The following is a 19,578-nucleotide window of genomic DNA, read 5'->3' on the forward strand; positions in this document are numbered from 1 at the left end:
GTGAAATTAAGTTCATTTTAGATATATATTCCTGCTTTGGGTGAAATTAATAATGAAATCGGTGAAATTACTGCACCGAACATAGCTTTCATGTAAAAATTTCTACTGTTTCCCTTCCCATTCTCCAAAAAATTGCTCTAAAAAGCTCTCCAAGAATGCATGACGTTCATTAGCAAGCTTTTTTGCGGAAGCTGTATTCATTGTATCTTTTAATTTTAATAATTTTTCGTAAAAGTGATTAACTGCTGTACTCTTTTCATTTCGGTATTGATCTTTCGTCATCTTTTCCCGAACTGGAATCTCGGGGTCGTACATCAATTGTCCTTTTGCTCCTGAATAAGCAAAAGTCCTCCCTATACCTATCGCTCCAATAGCATCCAGCCTGTCAGCATCTTGGACAACTTGTCCCTCAAGGGTTTGCATGGCAGACTGGTTTCCGCCTTTAAATGACATCGTGCTTATAATCGAAATGATTTGTTCTATGTATTGACTCTCTAAGGCTATAGACTCCAGCCATGATTTAACCTCTTTAAGCCCTTTTTCTTCAGTACCTGCTATTTTTTCATCAGCGATATCATGAAGTAATGCGGCCATTACACATGTAAAATGATCAGCACCTTCTTGCTCGGCAATCTTTTCTGCCAGCTTTTTTACACGGTAAATATGGTACCAGTCATGCCCGCTGCTTTCGTCTTTTAATTTTTCTTTAACAAATTCCTCTGTTTTTTCTATCATTAATTGACTCATCTTTACCCCACTGTACATGATTGGTTAATTTCTCTGTTCGATTGTAATCGGTCAAGTAATTCATATGCACGTTTCTTGGAACGAACACCTTCTTTAACAAATGATTCAAGCAGAGCAATAAAATAACTCCCATCAAAAGATAATTGTTTGATGAGTGTAACTTCTAAAGCTATTTTCACTTGAGAATCAGTTGCTTCTGTATAATGTTTGCCAAAATCAATAAAGTGAAGATCCCCATCAGAAAGACGAAAACCTTTTGAAGCTAGCAGTGCTACATAATCTTCTAAAATGTTTGCTTCCATCGTTTTACTCAACCCCAAAATCAAAAGATACTAGTAAATTGTACCAGTTAGAATCAGGTATTATCAATGACTTCTTTTTTCGCTTTGATGATCTTGCCATTCAACGCCTGATTTACTAATTGGTCAGCATCTTTATTTTCATTTCTTGCAATCCATTCGTAAACAGGTTCAATCTGAAGCTTCTTAAACAGGTTTTCTATTTTATCTGCCCAGTTTTGTAGGTTCACTTCATAGCATGGCCATTCACCTTTCATCTGTTCGATTACTACCTTAGAGTCCCCTTGAATTAACACCTGCTCATACTGAACACCCAGTTCTTCAAGTTCCATGGCTGCAACCCATAATGCTGCATATTCAGCTTCATTATTAGATTCAATGTTTGTAAAATTGGCGTTTTTCTTTAAACGGTAATTTACGCCGTTCTGTGAGTAATAAATAACGATTCCCTGGCCGCTCAGTCTTGATTCTGCCAAAAAACCTCCATCAAAAAATACAGAGATTTCTTTAGGCTCTTCTTTTTTAACTTCAGTAAGTTTTAACAGTTCTTTTTTTGTCCAGGTAACACCTTTAGTGTCGATGAATATCAATTCAGAGATCCGGCCGGTTTTTTCCAGATCATTCGCTGTAAAAATTGCTTCTTGCAACGAAACAGGATCTGATACAAATCTGATTTTCAATTGTGATTTGGGATGCTTAAACATATATTCTATGGAGAAGTTCATAGCAATCTCCTTTTTGTTTTATTTAAAGTGCATTATAATAACGTATATAAATTTACACAGAGGAGAGTCATCCATTGATCGAAGTATATATAGATGGTGCAAGTGCTGGTGATCCCGGATTGTCAGGTGCAGGAGTTTATGTAAAAGTTGGAGATGGCACAACCCAATCTTATCATTTCCCACTAGGTAACATGTCTAACCATGAAGCAGAGTTTCAAGCTCTCATACGAGGCTTGGAGTTATGTGTAGAAAACAAGTGGCAGATTGTCTCATTCCGGACAGATTCTCAAGCCGTGGAAAGCGCAGTAGATAAGAGATATGCCAAAGACAAAAGATATACGGTACTCCTTGAGAAAGCTTTGAGTTTAGCAGACCAGCTCGATTTGTTTTTTATAAAGTGGATTCCGTCGAAACAAAATAAAGCAGCAGATGAACTGGCTAGAAAAGCCATCCAGTTGAACAGGAGTTCTAAATGATCAAAAAACCATGGTTTGCTGATTTTAACCTGCTGTTAGTCGCGTTCGTATGGGGAACGACGTTTGTTATTGTTCAAAAAGCCATCGCTTTTCTTGAACCATATTCATTTAATACTGTCCGTTTTTTTATAGCTGCTATACTATTATTATTCATTATATACTTTTTTAAGCGTTCATCATTTCAGGAATTTAAAAATAAAAGTCTTTTAAAAAGCGGAATGTTATTAGGATTTTGGCTGTTTCTAGGGTACGGATTTCAAACTGTTGGACTTCTGTATACGACTTCATCAAAAGCTGGATTTATAACCGGATTAAGCGTAGTTCTAGTCCCTCTTTTTAGCTATGTACTGCTAAAACAAAAACTGAACTGGCAGATTGGAATTAGTTCATTACTTGCAGTAGCTGGTCTGTATCTACTTACTATCCATAATCGTTTTTCCCTAAACATAGGTGATGGTTACGTACTTCTATGTGCTGTATCGTTTGCACTGCATATTGTTTTTACAGGTAAATTCGCCAAATCCTTTGATGCTTTATGCCTGACAGTTTTACAGCTTTTTACTGTGTCCTTCTTAAGCTTTATCACAGCATTTTTTACGGAGCGATGGCAGGAGATCTTTGCTATTAATATGCTGCTTAAATCTGAAGTAATTACAGCTCTTCTCATCACTTCATTGTTTGCGACTGCTCTGGCCTTTTTAGCCCAAACGTATTTTCAATCCTTTACCACTCCTGCAAGAGTGGCATTGATATTCGCGATGGAACCTGTGTTTGCAGCAATTACTGCATTTATTGTGCTTAATGAACGCTTAGGTTCAAAAGCACTGTTCGGATGTATTCTCATTTTGTTCGGTATGATTCTTTCTGAGTTGAAATACAGTGACTTCACATTTAAAAAGAAAACAAAAAGAGTGGGATATTAACCCACTCTTATTTGTATTTCCAAAGCCTGCATAGCTTCTCGAACCGCTTCTTTATTTAATAGATATCTGCATTCTTCAAGATCTCTGTCGATTATATCCGGAACATCAGTGAAGATCGTACATAAATCTTTACTTAAAACAGCCATATCCTTTCCTGCTTCAAGTTTTTTCAGATAACGTTTAAATTTTGGATCAAGGTTTTCAAAATTTTCATAGATGAGCTCAACTGCACCATATTGCTGTATAAGAGGTAACGCAGCTTTATCTCCTACACCTGCTACTCCAGGAATGTTATCACTTTTATCACCTAGCAATGCTTTTACATCGATCCATTGTGCTGGAGTGATCCCATATTCTTCTTGAAAATGGTTCAGCGTGTACTTTAACTCTTCACGTTTTATTGAAATAAGCTGAGATGTTCGGTCGCATAGCAGTTGTAATAAATCTCGGTCATTGCTATAGATAATGCATTCTCCGTCTCTTTCATTGCGCCAGCGGTTTACCATTGTACCGATGATATCGTCTGCTTCATATCTAGGAATCGTAAGCTGTGTAATTCCGATCGTATCAAACAAATCAACAAGTGTTTCATATTGTTGAATTAGTGGCTCAGGCAATTCGTTTCGTGTTCCTTTATAATCTGCAAATTTCTCTCTTCTAAGTGTTTCTTCCCGCTTTACATCCCAAGCAACTGCGATATGAGTAGGCTCGTGTTCCCTAACAAGCATCAGTAACTTCTGAATGGTCACACGGATGGCGTTTGTAAACTGCCCTTTCGAATTTCTCGGCAAATCATGCATCTCTTTGCCATATGCTGTTGCAAAATAACATCTGCTTAGCAGGTTAAATCCATCGATCAATAATAGTACTTCTTTCTTCTCCATTCCAAAATCCCCCGGTTATGTTATGAAAAAAGCGCATTTTACAGTAAAGTAAAATACGCTTGTTAATTGTTAAGTAAAATCCGCTCTGCCGTGACTTTATATGCCTTTGGAACCTGATCTCTCAGGTGGGTATCCGCAGCTGCCGTTACAGCCTTCCAAGTCGAGTGCAAGGCATGACTGTCTGACAGATCATATTGGATTCCCGTCTTTAGCACATAGGTTAAAGACATTGGAAAGCCACTAACATCGCAGATTTTTATTATACTCTGTCTTGGATCAGAAGTAAAATTATTTTGTTTTTTTGCCGTGATGCATCTTTTGAACTTCCATCTCAGCATAAGAAGCAAATTCCGTTTGGTTTTCTGCTCCGTTTTCTTTTACATTGTTGTTTCTTTGCGCATTCGCATTGCCTTTTTTCTGTCTGCCCATAAGTTATCCCTCCTTATATTTACTATGGCTAAATATGATTAAATTAAAACTTACATAATTTTTCCTCAAATGGTTAGGCTAATACTTAAAAGGAGGTCTTTACATTGGCAAATCCTTATTTGTGCCCTAATTGCAAAACAAATCGAACACGTTTTAATGTTATCGAACAAAATCCGGTTTCTGTAAAACTTGACCCTTCTACAGGTGATGTTGTGCAGCAGTATGAAGAAGGACAACTGGATATGTTCCACTTGCCTTACAAGGGTTCCGAAAGATTAATTCAATGCGGAGCTTGCGGTATTGTAGGTGAAGAAGAAATGTACATTAAACGTGCTCAAAGCAATCCAAGATAATGGACAAAAAAGACTGCCTTAAGGTTTAGGCAGTCTTACATCTTTTCTATCATTTTGCAGGAGGAAGTTTTAAAGGAACAACTACCTTTTGTTTTAATGGCTCAATGTGTGTGAGATTTGAAAGAGTAACAAACAGGTCCTCAACAGGCAAACCGTTATAAAAATAAATTAAAAATGAAGGTTTTTCGTCTTGGTAAATTTGAGTTATGTCAAACTCCTCCAATGGTTTACCTGAAGAATCCCTAACAGAGACAAGGTTTTTCGCGTATCGTTCATCGTATGACTGAGGACTAAAATGATAACTGGGACGAGGATAAATAAAGAAATCCTGAATAGAGTCTTGTTTAGGTAAAGTTTCGAGTGAGAATTTTATACCGCCTTGATTATTGGCATCATCCCTATACAATCCTTCATAAACAACGTTTAACCCATTTTCGTTGACAACTAATTCGTTTTTACTTACCCCTTCTGCTTGGTTTGCATTATATTTTTCTATGTCGATTTTAGGTACAGAAAAGGAATATTCATTATTGGTACGGTGAACAGAATGTGTTATTGAAAAACTTCCCTCATCAGCTTCTTCGATATTAAATAGCTCACTCATTAATGAGTATCCTTGAATAAAATCCTCTGATTCATTTAATGATTCAATCTCATATTCAACTGGATGTTTTCTGTTATTGATATTAACTTCTCCAATCAGAGTAACCAGGTCTTTATCAATTTTCTTATCCAGCATAATCCTGGAACCGATCTGATAGAACTCCATATTTTTTAAATTTATTTTATCGCCATTATTTATATGCAAAGTTTGATTGATCGGGGTTGATGCGATAGCTTTTGGAAGACCTTTTATCTGAGCTGGTTCAACTTGAAAAGCAATAGGCTTCAGGTTTATTATCCCATTCTTCGAAATCATGGAGATGTCATTTAGTTCGTATCTATTGCTTTTCATCACTTCTTCCCAATCTTCTTGTGAGTTTACAGCATTATTAAATTCGGGATGAATCATCATTGAGCTATATAAGCGATGTTTATACACATATCCTCTTGACGAAGTTTCACCAGGATATATTTCTGCATTGCCTAAGAATTCTTTACTTTGGGTTGATGTTACCTTGATTTTTTCTACATTCAATCTTGGTACATCGCCCTCATTTTTATCTCTTTCTTTTAGATCGACACTATAAAGCACGTAAAGTTGAAACCCATTATTCCAAGTCTTTTCAATTCTTAAAGTTCTGTGTTCATTTGAGAGCGGGACAGAAATGTCACTGTCTTTAAATAAGTTAAAATGATCCGCAAATTTTAATTCATTATATTTCATTTTTTCAAAATCCATTAACTCTTCCCAGTTATCTAGGACGGTAAAGTTTTCTGCGTTTACTTTCCAAGCTGGCTCAGCATTCTTCTTAAATTGTGTAAGGATTACGAAGCCAATTAATAAAGCAGCTCCCATCATGATTTTTCCCCATTTGCTGTTCAATGTCGATTCCCCTTTTTGTTGATATCTATCATCTATTTCTTGATTTCAGATACTTTATATTTGATTGTTACGGGTGAGTTTAATGGTTCAGAATATGCTAAATCTGATATCGTGAATGTTAAGTTTTCTTCAGGTATAGGTATATTGTTGGTTGCTCCTTCATTAATTTCTTCCTTATAAAAATTTATATAAAAAGTTGATTTAGAGTTTGTTTCATCAATAAACATGTCAAAGTTCCCTAACTTTTCTTTTTTCACGTTGGTGATAGTCAGCAGATTTTTTTGAAAACTGCGAACATATTCTTCTGGAATTTTTTCAGTTCCATAATAGCTTTCAGGAATGAGCCTAACAAAGTTTATGTCATTTTTATTAGAAGATATTACGCTGATTTTTATCGTTGGCCTTTCGTTGTACTTGGTTAACCCTTCATAAACGATTTGAATGTTGTCTCTATTTACGATTTTTTCATTCTTAGCTACAGGCTGATCAATATTCCTGTTAAATTTAGTAATATCTTCTTTTGGAACGGTCCATGTGTAAGTTTGTTCATCTTTATGAATGGATGATTGTAAAGTAATCGATTTATCTTTACTAGCTGCACTAGGCTGAGTTAAATCTTCATAGAACGGAATGGAATATCCTTTGGATTCCGTTCCGATAATATCCATCACAAAAGTTTCTGACTGATTACTTTTGTAGCCTAAAAATCCAATGAGGTCTTTATCACCTTTTGGCATCGATAAAGAAAATTTTTGTTCATAAAGCAGAACATCATAAGAAATGATTTCAGCTTCTTTTTTATCGTTATATGTAAACTTTTTGTTGATTAAAGAAGTTTCGAGTACTTTTTCGTATATATTCTCAGAGGATATTTTAAATGCAATATTCTTTAATGGTTCAGTTCCTTCATTATCAGCGAGTTCTATTCCCTGCAGTTCAATTCTATTGATATTTGAAAGGAAATCCCAATCCATTTGTTCACTGTTCGATACCATTGGAACAATCATCATTGACCGATAAAGCCGATGTTTAAAAACAAAACCCTCATCTCTTGTTCCGGGAACTCCTGTATCCTCACTAGCATCAAAGATTTCTTCTTTTCCGTCTTTTGCTGAAAGCTCCATCCTTTTAACGGTGATTCGAGGGATATCTCTTTCATCCTTGTCGCGTTCCTTAAGATCGACACTGTACAAAATATATAAACGGCCGTGCAGATTCCAGATCTTTTCAAATTTTAAAGTTCGAAGCTCATCGTTTAAATGGATCGTTTTATTCGATTTTTGAAGAAAACCATAATTATCAACGACCTCAAGTTCATCAAATTTGATATATTCTCTTTTCATTCCATCTTGCAATGAGTTTACTAAAGTAAATTCCTTCCCATTTACCTTCCATACAGGTTCAGCGCTTTTTTCATTTTGAAGATAAAGCGCAAAACCTGCTAGTAATAAAGATCCTATTAAAACCTTTTTCCATTTGTTCAAGATTACAACCCCTCATGTTATCTCTTTATTACTTAAATAATACCATAATATTTTGAATATTTATGAATAAATACTAGTTATTGGGAATTGTAAAACCCTTGCTGATTTAGATTCAGCAAGGGTTGATTAATTACATAGATACAGTTTCACTTATATGATTTAATTGGGCTTCAATAACATTCAACCCTTTTAGAAGCTGCTCTTCTGAAATAACAAGCGGTGAGAGTATCCTGATCACATTGCTGTATAATCCTGCTCCCATGATCGCTACACCGTTAAGGTTGCATAAAGCGATGATTTTCTTCGCTTTGTCTGCATCTGGAGCTTTGGTTTTTTTATCTCTCACGATCTCCAGTGCGCACATCGCTCCGATACCTCGTACGTCACCGATAAACTCATATTGATCTTTCCACTTGGTAAAAGTTTCTAATATGATTTCACCTATTTTATTGGCTTTCGTTAATAGCTGTTCTTCTTCAATCATTGCAATTACTTCCAGTGCGGCGACACAGCCAAGGGGACTGCCGCCATATGTTCCACCAATTTCACCTGGAGCGGGTGCATCCATAATTTCTGCTCTTCCTGTTACTGCAGAGATAGGAAGGCCGGCAGCAATTGATTTAGACATTGTCATCAAGTCTGGAACCACATCAAAGTGCTCCATGGCAAACATTTTACCAGTACGCCCGAAACCGGTTTGTATTTCGTCTGCTATTAATAAAATATTATATTTATCACAGATCTGCCGAAGTCCTTTTATAAAAGTCTTGGATGGTACAACAAAACCGCCTTCGCCTTGTACAGGTTCAAAGATTATTGCTGCGATTTCTTCTGGAGGAACTTCCCCTAAAAAGAAATCCTCAAACTTGCTTAAAATCGCTGCATCGGTTTCTTCCGTATTGCGCTCATCTCTATAATAATAAGGATATGGCATCTTGTATGTTTCAGGAGCAAATGGACCAAATTCAAACTTATATGGTTTTACTTTGCTTGTTAATGACATGGCAAGAAGTGTCCTTCCATGGAATCCGCGTTCGAATGAGATGATCGCTTTTCGCCCCGTATATTTCCGAGCGATTTTAACTGCGTTCTCTACTGCTTCTGCTCCGCTGTTCAGGAAGAATGTCTTTTTATGATGAGTTCCAGGGGTGATCTCATTTAATTTTTCAGCTAGCTTTATATAAGGTTCGTACATCATGACATGAAAACAAGGATGAATGTATTTATCAATTTGATTCTTTAATGCTTCAACAACCCTAGGCGGACAATGGCCGACATTAAGTGTGCCGATAGCACCGGCAAAATCAATGTATTCCTTGCCGTCAACATCTGTCATCGTACTTCCTTTTGCATGATCCAGAAAGCTCAATACAGTATTAAACGGCCCTCTTGGTACATTCAGCTCTTTTCTCTTTAATAATTCTTCTGATTTCTTCATTAGTTACTCCCCCCGCACCAGTCATAAATGGTTAAAGCTATAATTTCTGCTGCCTCAATAATCTTTGAGATTTCAATGTATTCATTTGGATAATGTGCTACGGCAGTAACGCCCGGTCCGAACACAATAGAGGGTGTATTTCCTGCTTGTGAAAGCAGGCCGCCGTCAGTTCCCCATGGCGATGCTTCTATGATCGGCCGTTCTTTTTTTACCTGTTCATAGTTTTTAATTAAAGTATTCATAAGAGGATGATCTGTATCAATAGATCCCGGCAGCCATTGAGCACCAAACCATTCTACAGAAACAGGATGCTCCAATAGCCATTCATCCTGAATATTAGAAAGATAGTCTTCTAACTCACGTTTTACTTCTTCTAATGTTTCATCAGGTGCAACGCCTATCCTTCCTTCTAATTGAACGGTATCAGGAACAGAAGATGGCCAGTTGCCACCTGAGATTCTTCCTACATTGATGGGAACCGGGATGGGTATATCGCTATATAACGGATCCGTTATTCTTTTGTTGCGTTTCGTTTCAAGAGCTTTGACTGCTTCTAAAACTAAAGCCGTTTTTTCAATTGCACTGACTCCTTCATAGCGGGTGCCTCCATGTGCTGCCTTTCCTTTTATGGTTAGCTTAAACCACATGGATCCTTGCTGGGTAGGGAAGATTTTCATATTCGTTGGTTCAGGAATAATTGCAGCATCTGCCGTATATCCTCTAAGAACAGCAGCCAGTGTACCTGCACCGCCGCTCTCTTCTTCTATAACACTATGAAAAAATAAGTCCCCATCTAATGTTGTGCCTGTTTCTTTTAACGCCTGAATAGCAAGAAGAAGTGACAAGTTGCCCCCTTTCATGTCAGTGGATCCTCGTCCAAATAGTTTCCCATCGATAATCTTTCCGCTGTATGGATGGTCATCCCATTGATTCAGATCTCCCTCAGGAACAACATCAATATGTCCGTTTAGGACAAGTGAACGCCCATTTCCTTTTCCTCGCCAAATCCCTACAACATTAGGGCTGCTGACAAAGTTCGTTCGGCTTGCACAGAAATAAGGATGCCTTGCCAGTTCTTCCCCATCAGGGTGCCACATATCAACTTCGAGCCCCATATCGTGGAGTTTTTTCGCGATCAGATTTTGAACGCCTGCTTCATTCCCGGTTGTACTTGCTTCTTGAACCGTTTCCTGCAAAAAACGTATCGCATTATCTTGTTCTTTTAAAAGCCAATTCGAGAGTTTTTCTTTTAAAAGCATGACTGTCCTCCCTCAGTACTTTACTGAAATACAGAAACTTTTTCATCAACGATAACAGCAGCACCTGTCGTATGGATAACCTCTTCGATCGTATATGGATTCATAATTTCTCTGAGAAATAATTGACCGTTCTCACAATGAAAGACCGCTTTTTCAGTGATAATCATATGCGCTCCTTCTCTTACAGTGAGCGGTAGAGAACAATTCTTAACAATTTTTGGATTTCCGAATTTGTCTGTATGGTTCATTAATATGATTACTTTTTTTGCTTTTTGAGCAAGGTCAATTGCACCGCCCATGCCCGGTACACGCTTTCCGGGAACGATCCAATTTGCGATATCCCCTTTCTCGCTGACTTCAAGTGCACCTAATATCGTTACATCAAGCAAGCCTTTGCGGATGATTCCGAAAGCAGTGGCACTGTCAAAATAAGAAGCACCAGGCTGAATCGTTACTGGATACCCTCCCGCATTTGATAGGTTTCCATCTTCCTCCCCTTCTGCAGGTGAACCGCCCATTCCTAAAATGCCATTCTCAGTGTGGAGCATAATATGTAAATCTTTTGCTATATAATCTGCAACAAGTGTTGGAATTCCTATGCCCAGATTAACGGTCATGCCATCTTTTATTTCGAGCGCTGCCCTTCTTGCGATCCTGTGCCTTGTTTCAATTCCCAAACCCATTTCCAGTCCACCCCTTTACTTTGAATAATGTAATCAACAAATACACCAGGAGTAATGATTTCTTCTGGATTTAATGAACCGGTCGGCACAATTTCTTCAACTTCAGCGATCGTAATTTGGCCTGCTGTCGCTATAAGGGGATTTGTATTTCTCGCACTTTTGTCATATACAAGATTTCCATACAAATCTGCTTTTTTCGCATAGATAATGGAAACGTCAGCTGTTAAAGCGGTCTCTATCATATACTCTTTGCTGTTCACATGAACTTTTTCTTTATTTGCTTCAACCACAGTACCCAAACCCACGTCTACTAAAATTCCGCCTAGTCCCATGCCTCCAGCCCTGATTTTTTCTGCGAGCGTTCCTTGAGGCACAAACTCTACTTCCAAAGAGCCATCCTGCATTTGTTTTCCGGCTTCAGGATTTGAACCGATATGAGATGCGATCAGCTTTTTAACTCGTTTTTCAGTAATCAGCTTACCAGGGCCAATCCATGGAAACCCTGTATCATTGCTAATAAGAAAAATATCTTGAATATTCTTTTCCAGAATGAGATTCACTAAAGAAGGAGGAGCACCTACCCCTCCAAAGCCGCCAACCATAAGTGACATTCCGTTAAAAAAATATTGAGATGCACTTTCTAATGAAATTTGTTTATTTACTTGTGCCATCTCCCACACCTCTTTCAACTCGTAGCTTCCGTAATATATAAACCTTCAGAGATTAATTGATTCGTAAGTTCACTTATTGATTGATCAAGGATATCTATCATGTCATTGATCTGTTCTTTTGTTACCGTCAGTGGTGGAGAGATCAGGATAGAATCTCCTGAAAATCCAGTTACACCGCCAACCGCAGGATATACAAGCAGCCCTTTTTCAAAACAAATTGATAACAGCCGATCTGTAATCTTGTTGGATAGTTCAAACGGTTCTCGAGTCATAGGATCTTTGACCAGTTCAAGTCCGCATAAGAGTCCTTTTCCACGAACATCACCGATCAATGAATATTTCCATTGCAATCGTTGTAAATGATTTTGAAGATAGTCACCCATTAATGCTGCATTTTCTTGAAGATTATTTTTTTCCATATAATGAAGAACTGCAAGACAAGCTGCCGCTGACTGAGGATTAGCACTAAACGTATGGCCGCTCATCACAACTCTGCTCCCTGATTCAATGACATTCATAATTTTGTCTGAAACGATTGTAGCTGCCATAGGTGTATAACCTGCACTCATGCCTTTTCCGAGTGCAATGATATCTGGTACAACTCCCCAATGTTCCATAGCAAACATTTTTCCGGTTCTGCCCATTCCAGTCATGACTTCATCCGCGATCATTAATATGTCATATTTATTGCAGATCGCTCTAATCTTTGAATAATACTCATCAGGAGGAACGATAGCTCCACCTGAAGCCCCGATCACTGGTTCGACTATAAAAGCAGCGATCTGTTCGGCTCCTATCGCTTGAACGATGTTTTCAAGTTCATCTGCGCATCTCACACCGCATCCCGGATAAGTATCTTTTAACGGGCATTGATAGCAATAGGGTGCTGGGGCAACAGGGAAATCTTCCAAAAGAGAGTTAAAGCGCTGTCTTCTTAACTGATGCCCGGACATGGATAAAGCACCTAGCGTAATCCCGTGGTAGCTGGTCCATCTCGATAGTACTTTTGTTTTCGTTAAAATTCCTTGCTCTTGAAAATATTGAATAGCAATCTTTAATGCTGTTTCAGTTGCCTCAGAACCACTATTAACAAAGAAAACGGAATTAAGATCTCCCGGTGCACATTCTGCTAGTTTTTCAGCCAGCATCTCTGCAGCATCACTTGTAAACTGTGATCGGTATACAAAGGATACGTGTTTTGCCTGATTCCACATCGCCTCCGCAATTTCTTGTACACCGTGGCCAATATTGGCGGTAATAGCTCCTGATGATCCGTCAATGTATTGTTTTCCGTCTTTGTCATATAAGTAGATTCCTTTACCATGACTAATTACAGGATAATCATTTCCTAGAACCGGTTTAATGAGATGTGTTCTCCTCATAAAAAAGGCTCCTTCCTCGTGAGGTTAAAAAGGAAATGCCAATATTCGCAGACATTTCCTTCTTCTATGAGTTGTTATAGCTTAAAGTAATTTTTCTTTAAAAACCTTGGTATGCTCATCAACTCAGTATAGGAAATAGAAGCATCAATCTTCTTGGTGTCAATGAGCATAAGCTGATCCTCTATTTCATCTACAATATGGTCTTCTTGATACTCCATGCCGCAAGACGGACAGGAAACGGAAGGAATTATCGTTATTTCAACTGCCCTAGTTCCATCTGGAAGTTCCCAATAACCAGTACGGGCAGTCTGTTCTGCATTTTCATTTTCACACCATAAACACTTCATGTTATCCTCCATTCTTATGCATTCTTTTGTTCTTCAGGTGTAGCAGAAACTCCTGCGTTTTTTTCTTGTTCAAATTTAAATTTTTTCTCTTTCAGTTCATCACGCTTATCCCGTTTATCTTTTAATGAACTATGTTCAGGGTTTGTGCCGTAATCCTCTCTTCGTTCTAAACGTTTTAAGCCTTGGGGAACTAAGTTGAAAGCTTCGTCACGCATTAAAGCAGATACACCGATAGCAGGTTTGATATGATCGGTTCCCATGATTTCATTAAAATAGGCATCAGCTCTGCCAGCTTGATAGTTTTGCGGTTCAGGGTAGGATGTAATTACACCTTCAAAATTTCTGAGTACTACTTTTTCGGGTGATTGAGAGATCAAATAATTTGGCTGGACTGCGATTTTCCCTCCGCCTCCAGGAGCGTCAACAACGAATGTTGGAACAGCGTATCCAGATGTATGCCCTCTTAATCCTTCAATAATTTCAAGACCTTTTGATACTGGTGCCCTGAAATGACCGATTCCTTCAGATAGGTCACACTGATAGATGTAGTACGGTCTAACTCTTATTTTTACAAGATCATGCATTAACTTCTTCATGATCGGTACACTGTCATTAATTCCTGCTAGAATGACAGATTGATTACCAACAGGAACCCCTGCATTCGCAAGCATCTCACAAGCTCTCTTCGATTCCTCAGTTATCTCTAAGGAAGTATTGAAGTGTGTATTGAGCCACACTGGGTGATATTTCTTAAGGATATTACATAGATTTTCTGTAATTCTTTGTGGGAATACTACTGGAGCTCTAGTTCCGATGCGAATAATCTCAAGGTGCGGTATTTCTCTAAGGTTCTTTAAAATATATTCAAGTATATTGTCATTGATTAATAGTCCATCCCCGCCAGAGATCAAGCAGTCTCTAACTTGTGGATTATTTCTTATATAATTAATGGCTGCATCGAGCTGCTTTTTTGGAACCCCCATACCGATCTGTCCTGAGAATCTTCTTCTCGTACAATAACGACAATACATAGAGCATTGATTTGTTACCAAGAAAAGAACCCTGTCCGGATAACGGTGAGTAAGCCCAGGTACAGGAGAGTCCTCATCTTCATGAAGGGGATCTTCTAAATCGTATTTTGTCTTTAATATTTCTTTTCCAATAGGTACAGACTGCATTCGTATAGGACATCTAGCATCGTCTTGATCCATCAGCCATGCATAATAAGGTGTGATGTTCAAAGGAATCGTCATAGTAGAAATTTTAACGCCTTCTTCTTCTTCAGGTGTCAAATTAACCACTTTTCTTAAATCGTTTAGATTTCTGATTGTATTAGTAAGCTGCCATAACCAATCATTCCATTGCTCCTCAGTTACATCTTTCCAAAGCTCATACTCTTTCCAATGTTTCTTAGGTTGAAACAATCCATTCACTACCGGCATATAAATGACCTCCTTTATTTCTACACCTCATAACACATGCAAGATTCATGCCAATTGACTGAAATTTCTAAATGATGATAAATACGCTATAGTTTATGCATGATAGAGCTTTTTCGGGCCTAATATTAAATTACTGAAATAGAAAAACCGCCGATTTTTCGGCGGTTATTTTTGTCTTATTTTATATTGAAGCGTCTGCCTTGGAACTTGCAATATTTTTGCAGCTTGCTGTATATTACCAGCGGTTTGTTTTAAAGCCATTTGTATGATCTGCTTTTCATACTCTCCTAGAGCTTCCCTCAAGGGGGGTATTGCTGAAGGATGAGGTATGTGATTTTCAGTTCTGATTGTACCTTTGATATGTTTAGGTAATAAGGCAATTCCGATCGTTGTATTGTTATCCGCAAAATTCATACAATGCTCGATGGCGTGTTTCAGCTCTCTAATGTTTCCCGGCCAGCTATATTCATTAAGTAACTGCACTGCTTCCTCTGTGAATCCCAACACATTCTTTTTAAAAGCAGTATTTAATTCTTTTAAGAAATGATCGGATAGAAAGGAAATATCTTTGTGCCTTTCGCGTAATGGAGGAAGCTCGATATAAACGACATTTAACCTGAAATACAAGTCCTGTCTTAAGAGACCTTTTGATAAACATTGTTCAGGGGTTTCATTAAGAGCAGATATTATTCTTACATTTACTTTTCTTAAATTTGTACTTCCTATCCGCTGTACCACCCCTTCTTGGATAACACGAAGCAGCTTTGCCTGAAGTTCAATAGGCATTGAATTTATTTCATCTAAAAATAATGTACCTCCATCAGCCAGTTCAAAAACCCCTGGACGGTCAACCGCACCGGTAAAACTGCCCTTTTTGGTGCCAAACAAAATCCCTTCAAGTAAAGGTCCTGGTATAGCCGCACAGTTTTGAACAACAAATGGTTTATCAGCCCTCGGTGATTCATTATGAATAGCTTGTACAAACATTTCTTTACCTGTTCCCGTTTCACCATAGATCAATATCGGAGAACTTGTCCTGGATGCTTTTCGGCATTGTTCCTTAATTTTGTTAAGTAAGGGATCTAAGCTTAAAATATTATCAAAATAATAAGTAGAGAAAGTTTGTTTATCGGTTTTATTTTTTGATGTTTTCATCTTAGCCTGCAATTCGAGCAGTTTATCCGAAAGCTGTTTAACTTTTGATATATCTTTTGCTACCTCAACTGCTCCGATCAATTCATCATCCAGCCATAGAGGAAGGGTTGAATTTACAGTGTCAATTTGTTTTCCTTTTCGATTCATGTAAGATTGATGCTGATTATATATAGGAGTACCTGTCTGTATAACCTTTAATAACGTACTCGTTTCTTTTGTAAGGGAAGGAAATGCATCCAAAACATGGTGATCATGCACCTCTTCCAAAGTCAAACCGTCTAATGAGGCAGCTACCGAATTGTAGAAGATCGTCATTCCATTTGCATCTACAACATGAATGCCTTCATCAATTGTCTTTAGGATTGCATTTAATGTTTCAGCTGTTTCCATTGATCCAGAAATCATGAATCAACACCACCTTTTATGCCGATTATTTGTCAGCATGTGCCGAATTTTAGGCACTTATATATTTTTGGATAGATCTTTAACCCAAATATTCATATCTTCATATTTATCAAAAATTTTGCAGTTATTAGCCAGTCTTCCTTTAAAAACATATCCCTTTTGATGGAATACAGCATTCATGCCAAATGAAAGAGCTCTAGCTATAGAATAGGAACAATAGATTTTTCTGTTAAAAAGTTCTTTTTCCAAGCGATTGATCAAATGTTTCATGAGGCCAAATTTTCTATGTTCCTTGAGAGTTGCACAATCAGTGATTTCAGCATTATGATATACAGCATTTACATCAGCTGATGCAGCGCTTATGATTTTTTGTTTATAAGTAACCACACAGAACAACGTTCCCGATCTAATCATTTTAAGGACATATTCAGGGTCATCCATTGGTGTTGGATATACCTCAAATACCTGATTATATAAATCTGCAAGTTCTTTCGCGTCTTGTTCATCTGCCATACGCAATGTATATTCATTCGGGATTAAACTTGAAATAGAACCTTGCGGAAGCTTTAAAACATCATTTATTATTTTGTCTTCTTCTATCCAATAATTGCTGTTTCTTCTTTCGTTACTAAAATACTTGCACATTGACACTGCAGACGCACCGTTAAAGAAACCTGTAAATTCACCTTCATTTATAAAGCCCTTCTCAAGCCATTGGGAAAGATCATCGTGTCGGCATTTAATTATTATTTTTTGAAATTTATTTTGAGAAACGATCTCATCGAGCCAATTTGATAATAAATTTACATTTCCGCGGTAGTCATCAACTCGAATCCGTTCGTTATAATAATCAAAACAAACCTCGGCTGTAAAATTCGGCTGGAGAATTTTTTCATTTTTATAAAAAGTCGTATACACTTATCAGCCCTCCTGTCTCTTTTACATAGATTCCATAAAATACGGAAAAATTCCTGCACAAAAACTACCCTTGTTGATTCTGGTTAGTGTGCCGGATTTTCTGTAATAACTGCATTTCACCGTTTTCGATCCCTCCTTAAAATTGTTAGTGAAAGGGGTATATGACGTGCGAAATATGTCGAGGATTGTAAACTCGTGGATATACTGCTGAAACTTTTTGATTCAGTGCTAAAACTCGTGGATAAACACCCCATATTTTTGGATTGATCCCGTTAAATTTTGTAATGCGATTCTTGAAATGCGCTGTATACCCCACAAGGTACCATCTTAAAAAGTTTCGGTACACGAACATTCACTGATATGAGCTTTTGACTATAAGAGCTACTCTTGCTTCAATCGTTTTTAGTAAAAATCACCTTGTTTTTCTCTTAAAATAAAAATATCCCTTCTGAATATGATCAGAAGGGATATTTTTATTGAATAATACTAGCTTTTTCAGTAATTTAGCTGATAGCTGAGTAATTTTGTTCACAATGCCCTATGGGGCAGCTTCCAGTTATATTTTAGTGATAGCATTCTAAATACAACAAGGGTGATAAACAGCAGCATATATTCAATTGTACCGTTTACTATATTCAATCCTACGATCAGTCCGCCTAAAAGAGCCCAAACAGCATAGATTTCTTCTCTCAGTACTACTGGTTTTCTGCCAGCTAGAATATCACGAATAATTCCCCCGCCTATTCCTGTTAAAATCGCAGCAACAATAATTGCGCTCATCGGATGACCCATGCTTGAAGCAGCGATTGCTCCTTGAATAGCGAAAGCTGAAAGACCGATTGCATCAAAGAAATGCAAGCTTCTCTTTGAGAACCGAATTAAGTTTTCCGGCATAAAAAAGACAATGCCCATAGCAACTAATGCTGATTTAAGTAATAGACCCTGTTCCCAAATCGTATCCACAGGAAGTCCTATTAATACATTTCGAATGATTCCTCCACCGAACGCAGTCACCAATCCTAAAATAAATACACCCAGTATGTCATAATCTTCTTCCATAGCAACGAGCGCGCCTGAAATTGCAAATGCGATCGTGCCAATGATATTTAAAAGATCCCAAGTCAAACTCGTACTTCCTCTCTAAATTCAATAACTCTCCGTATTGAATCTTATAAGGTTACGAGCTTGCTGGCAAGAATTATTTACAAAAATTTTTTAAAGATTGCAATGTACGTAATGAAACCGTGCAGCTTCCTATATCTCCGTGGAAGACTTCACCATTCCTAAAGCCGTGAAAATCACTACCCGCAGTCTTTATTAAGAAATATTTATCTGCTAGTTTCTCATAATGATGAACTTGTTCTAATGTATGGTCAGGGTGACAGCATTCGATGCCTGCCAGTCCGTTTTTACTTAATAAAGGAATCAGCTCGTCAGCATCATAGATTCCAGGATGAGCTAATACAGGGACACCATTCGCATCCTGAATAATTCTTACTGCTTCTAAAGGTGAAATACGATCAGGTATAGCGTATGCTGCTCTACCTTTGCCCAGATATTTTTCAAATGCTTCAGGAAGTGAATTCACGATCCCTTTTTCCATTAATATCTCTGCTATATGCCCTCTGCCTACGTTACCTTCACCACACCTTTTAGATTCAAGTTCTGATTCATCTATTTGTATACCCAGCTTATTTAATTTTTGTATGATCATCTTATTTCGCTGGTTTCTAACTGAAGTTAGCTTATCTAGGATCATTAGAAAATTCTTATCTTTATAATCAATATAGTATCCTAAGACATGAATATCCTGTCCTTTATACAGCGTACTGATTTCGATTCCAGGAATACATTCAAAATCACTATGCTTGCTTGCCTCTTCTAATGCCTCTTCTACCCCGTTTATTGTATCGTGATCAGTGATCGCAATTGCTTTCAATCCTTTTTCAATCGCCCGCTGGATGTTTTCTGATGGCGAGAACGTTCCATCAGAAGCAGTGGTATGTGTATGCAGATCACCTTGTTTCATTGTTTTCACCTCAATTTCTTTTTTAAGTACGGTACGTGAAATT

At 37.7% G+C, this 19,578-nt stretch carries 21 protein-coding genes and 1 other RNA gene; 3 read left to right on the forward strand and 19 right to left on the reverse strand.

Annotated features, from left to right (window positions below; all coding sequences use genetic code 11):
• Positions 1-102: 102 nt before the first annotated feature.
• Genes EV282_RS09165 through EV282_RS09175 form a run of 3 tightly spaced genes read right to left on the reverse strand, consistent with a single transcriptional unit; the run spans position 103 to position 1,771 of the window.
• Positions 103-747 carry an HD domain-containing protein gene (locus tag EV282_RS09165; protein WP_130295548.1) on the reverse strand — a complete coding sequence of 215 codons (645 nt, stop codon included), beginning with the start codon at positions 745-747 and terminating at the stop codon, positions 103-105.
• Between the two features lie 2 nt (positions 748-749).
• On the reverse strand, positions 750-1,049 hold the full coding sequence (locus tag EV282_RS09170; RefSeq protein WP_130295549.1) for a DUF6123 family protein: 300 nt from the start codon (positions 1,047-1,049) through the stop codon (positions 750-752).
• Between the two features lie 53 nt (positions 1,050-1,102).
• A complete protein-coding gene (locus tag EV282_RS09175; protein WP_130295550.1) occupies positions 1,103-1,771 on the reverse strand; it encodes a reverse transcriptase-like protein in 669 nt (222 codons plus the stop codon).
• Positions 1,772-1,845: 74 nt separating this feature from the next.
• Between EV282_RS09175 and EV282_RS09180 the strand changes: the two genes are divergently transcribed.
• A complete protein-coding gene (locus tag EV282_RS09180; protein ID WP_130295551.1) occupies positions 1,846-2,247 on the forward strand; it encodes a reverse transcriptase-like protein in 402 nt (133 codons plus the stop codon).
• Positions 2,244-3,170 carry a DMT family transporter gene (locus EV282_RS09185; RefSeq protein ID WP_207224288.1) on the forward strand — a complete coding sequence of 309 codons (927 nt, stop codon included), beginning with the start codon at positions 2,244-2,246 and terminating at the stop codon, positions 3,168-3,170. Before EV282_RS09180 ends, EV282_RS09185 begins: the two co-directional genes overlap by 4 nt.
• Here EV282_RS09185 and EV282_RS09190 read toward each other — a convergent pair.
• The 3 genes from EV282_RS09190 to EV282_RS20200 all read right to left on the reverse strand — a co-directional run bounded on the left by EV282_RS09190 (position 3,167) and on the right by EV282_RS20200 (position 4,483).
• On the reverse strand, positions 3,167-4,054 hold the full coding sequence (locus EV282_RS09190) for a 5'-3' exonuclease (protein WP_130295552.1): 888 nt from the start codon (positions 4,052-4,054) through the stop codon (positions 3,167-3,169). The genes EV282_RS09185 and EV282_RS09190 overlap by 4 nt on opposite strands.
• A 73-nt stretch (positions 4,055-4,127) precedes the next feature.
• Positions 4,128-4,312, reverse strand: a non-coding RNA gene (ssrS, locus tag EV282_RS09195) — 6S RNA.
• Between the two features lie 30 nt (positions 4,313-4,342).
• The gene (locus tag EV282_RS20200) at positions 4,343-4,483 is read right to left on the reverse strand and encodes a hypothetical protein (RefSeq protein ID WP_165389407.1); all 141 of its coding nucleotides are present in this window, start codon (positions 4,481-4,483) and stop codon (positions 4,343-4,345) included.
• A 104-nt stretch (positions 4,484-4,587) separates the two neighbouring features.
• Here EV282_RS20200 and EV282_RS09200 point away from each other — a divergent pair, with 104 nt between their 5' ends.
• Positions 4,588-4,836 (forward strand): DNA alkylation repair protein, encoded by a 249-nt coding sequence (locus tag EV282_RS09200; protein WP_066289906.1) that lies wholly within the window; start codon positions 4,588-4,590, stop codon positions 4,834-4,836.
• 49 nt (positions 4,837-4,885) lie between these two features.
• Here EV282_RS09200 and EV282_RS09205 read toward each other — a convergent pair whose 3' ends face one another.
• The 13 genes from EV282_RS09205 to EV282_RS09265 form a co-directional block, all read right to left on the reverse strand.
• Positions 4,886-6,322 carry a hypothetical protein gene (locus EV282_RS09205; protein ID WP_130295553.1) on the reverse strand — a complete coding sequence of 479 codons (1,437 nt, stop codon included), beginning with the start codon at positions 6,320-6,322 and terminating at the stop codon, positions 4,886-4,888.
• 32 nt (positions 6,323-6,354) lie between these two features.
• Positions 6,355-7,806 carry a hypothetical protein gene (locus EV282_RS09210; protein ID WP_130295554.1) on the reverse strand — a complete coding sequence of 484 codons (1,452 nt, stop codon included), beginning with the start codon at positions 7,804-7,806 and terminating at the stop codon, positions 6,355-6,357.
• Between the two features lie 130 nt (positions 7,807-7,936).
• A complete protein-coding gene (gabT, locus tag EV282_RS09215) occupies positions 7,937-9,244 on the reverse strand; it encodes a 4-aminobutyrate--2-oxoglutarate transaminase (RefSeq protein ID WP_130295555.1) in 1,308 nt (435 codons plus the stop codon).
• A complete protein-coding gene (locus EV282_RS09220; RefSeq protein ID WP_130295556.1) occupies positions 9,244-10,503 on the reverse strand; it encodes a peptidase in 1,260 nt (419 codons plus the stop codon). The genes gabT and EV282_RS09220 overlap by 1 nt, the downstream gene beginning before the upstream one ends.
• A 20-nt stretch (positions 10,504-10,523) precedes the next feature.
• A complete protein-coding gene (locus EV282_RS09225) occupies positions 10,524-11,186 on the reverse strand; it encodes a 3-oxoacid CoA-transferase subunit B (protein ID WP_130295557.1) in 663 nt (220 codons plus the stop codon).
• Positions 11,129-11,857, reverse strand: coding sequence for a CoA transferase subunit A (locus EV282_RS09230; RefSeq protein ID WP_130295558.1), 729 nt, complete (start codon positions 11,855-11,857; stop codon positions 11,129-11,131). Before EV282_RS09230 ends, EV282_RS09225 begins: the two co-directional genes overlap by 58 nt.
• 14 nt (positions 11,858-11,871) lie before the next feature.
• On the reverse strand, positions 11,872-13,239 hold the full coding sequence (locus EV282_RS09235) for an aspartate aminotransferase family protein (protein ID WP_130295559.1): 1,368 nt from the start codon (positions 13,237-13,239) through the stop codon (positions 11,872-11,874).
• 74 nt (positions 13,240-13,313) lie between these two features.
• Positions 13,314-13,586, reverse strand: a complete 273-nt coding sequence (locus tag EV282_RS09240; RefSeq protein WP_130295560.1) for a YokU family protein — start codon at positions 13,584-13,586, stop codon at positions 13,314-13,316.
• Between the two features lie 14 nt (positions 13,587-13,600).
• The gene (ablA, locus tag EV282_RS09245; protein ID WP_130295561.1) at positions 13,601-15,028 is read right to left on the reverse strand and encodes a lysine 2,3-aminomutase; all 1,428 of its coding nucleotides are present in this window, start codon (positions 15,026-15,028) and stop codon (positions 13,601-13,603) included.
• A 165-nt stretch (positions 15,029-15,193) separates the two neighbouring features.
• Positions 15,194-16,588, reverse strand: coding sequence for a sigma-54 interaction domain-containing protein (locus tag EV282_RS09250; protein WP_130295562.1), 1,395 nt, complete (start codon positions 16,586-16,588; stop codon positions 15,194-15,196).
• Positions 16,589-16,645: 57 nt separating this feature from the next.
• Complete coding sequence (gene ablB, locus EV282_RS09255; protein WP_130295563.1) at positions 16,646-17,506, reverse strand: putative beta-lysine N-acetyltransferase; 861 nt, start codon at positions 17,504-17,506, stop codon at positions 16,646-16,648.
• A gap of 528 nt (positions 17,507-18,034) precedes the next feature.
• Positions 18,035-18,631 (reverse strand): trimeric intracellular cation channel family protein, encoded by a 597-nt coding sequence (locus EV282_RS09260; protein ID WP_130295564.1) that lies wholly within the window; start codon positions 18,629-18,631, stop codon positions 18,035-18,037.
• 73 nt (positions 18,632-18,704) lie between these two features.
• Entirely contained in the window at positions 18,705-19,535 is an 831-nt protein-coding gene (locus EV282_RS09265) for a PHP domain-containing protein (protein WP_130295565.1), read from the reverse strand.
• Between the last annotated feature and the right edge of the window lie 43 nt (positions 19,536-19,578).

The organism is Fictibacillus sp. BK138, from assembly GCF_004216955.1.
In the GTDB taxonomy this organism is placed as follows: Bacteria; Bacillota; Bacilli; order Bacillales; family Fictibacillaceae; genus Fictibacillus.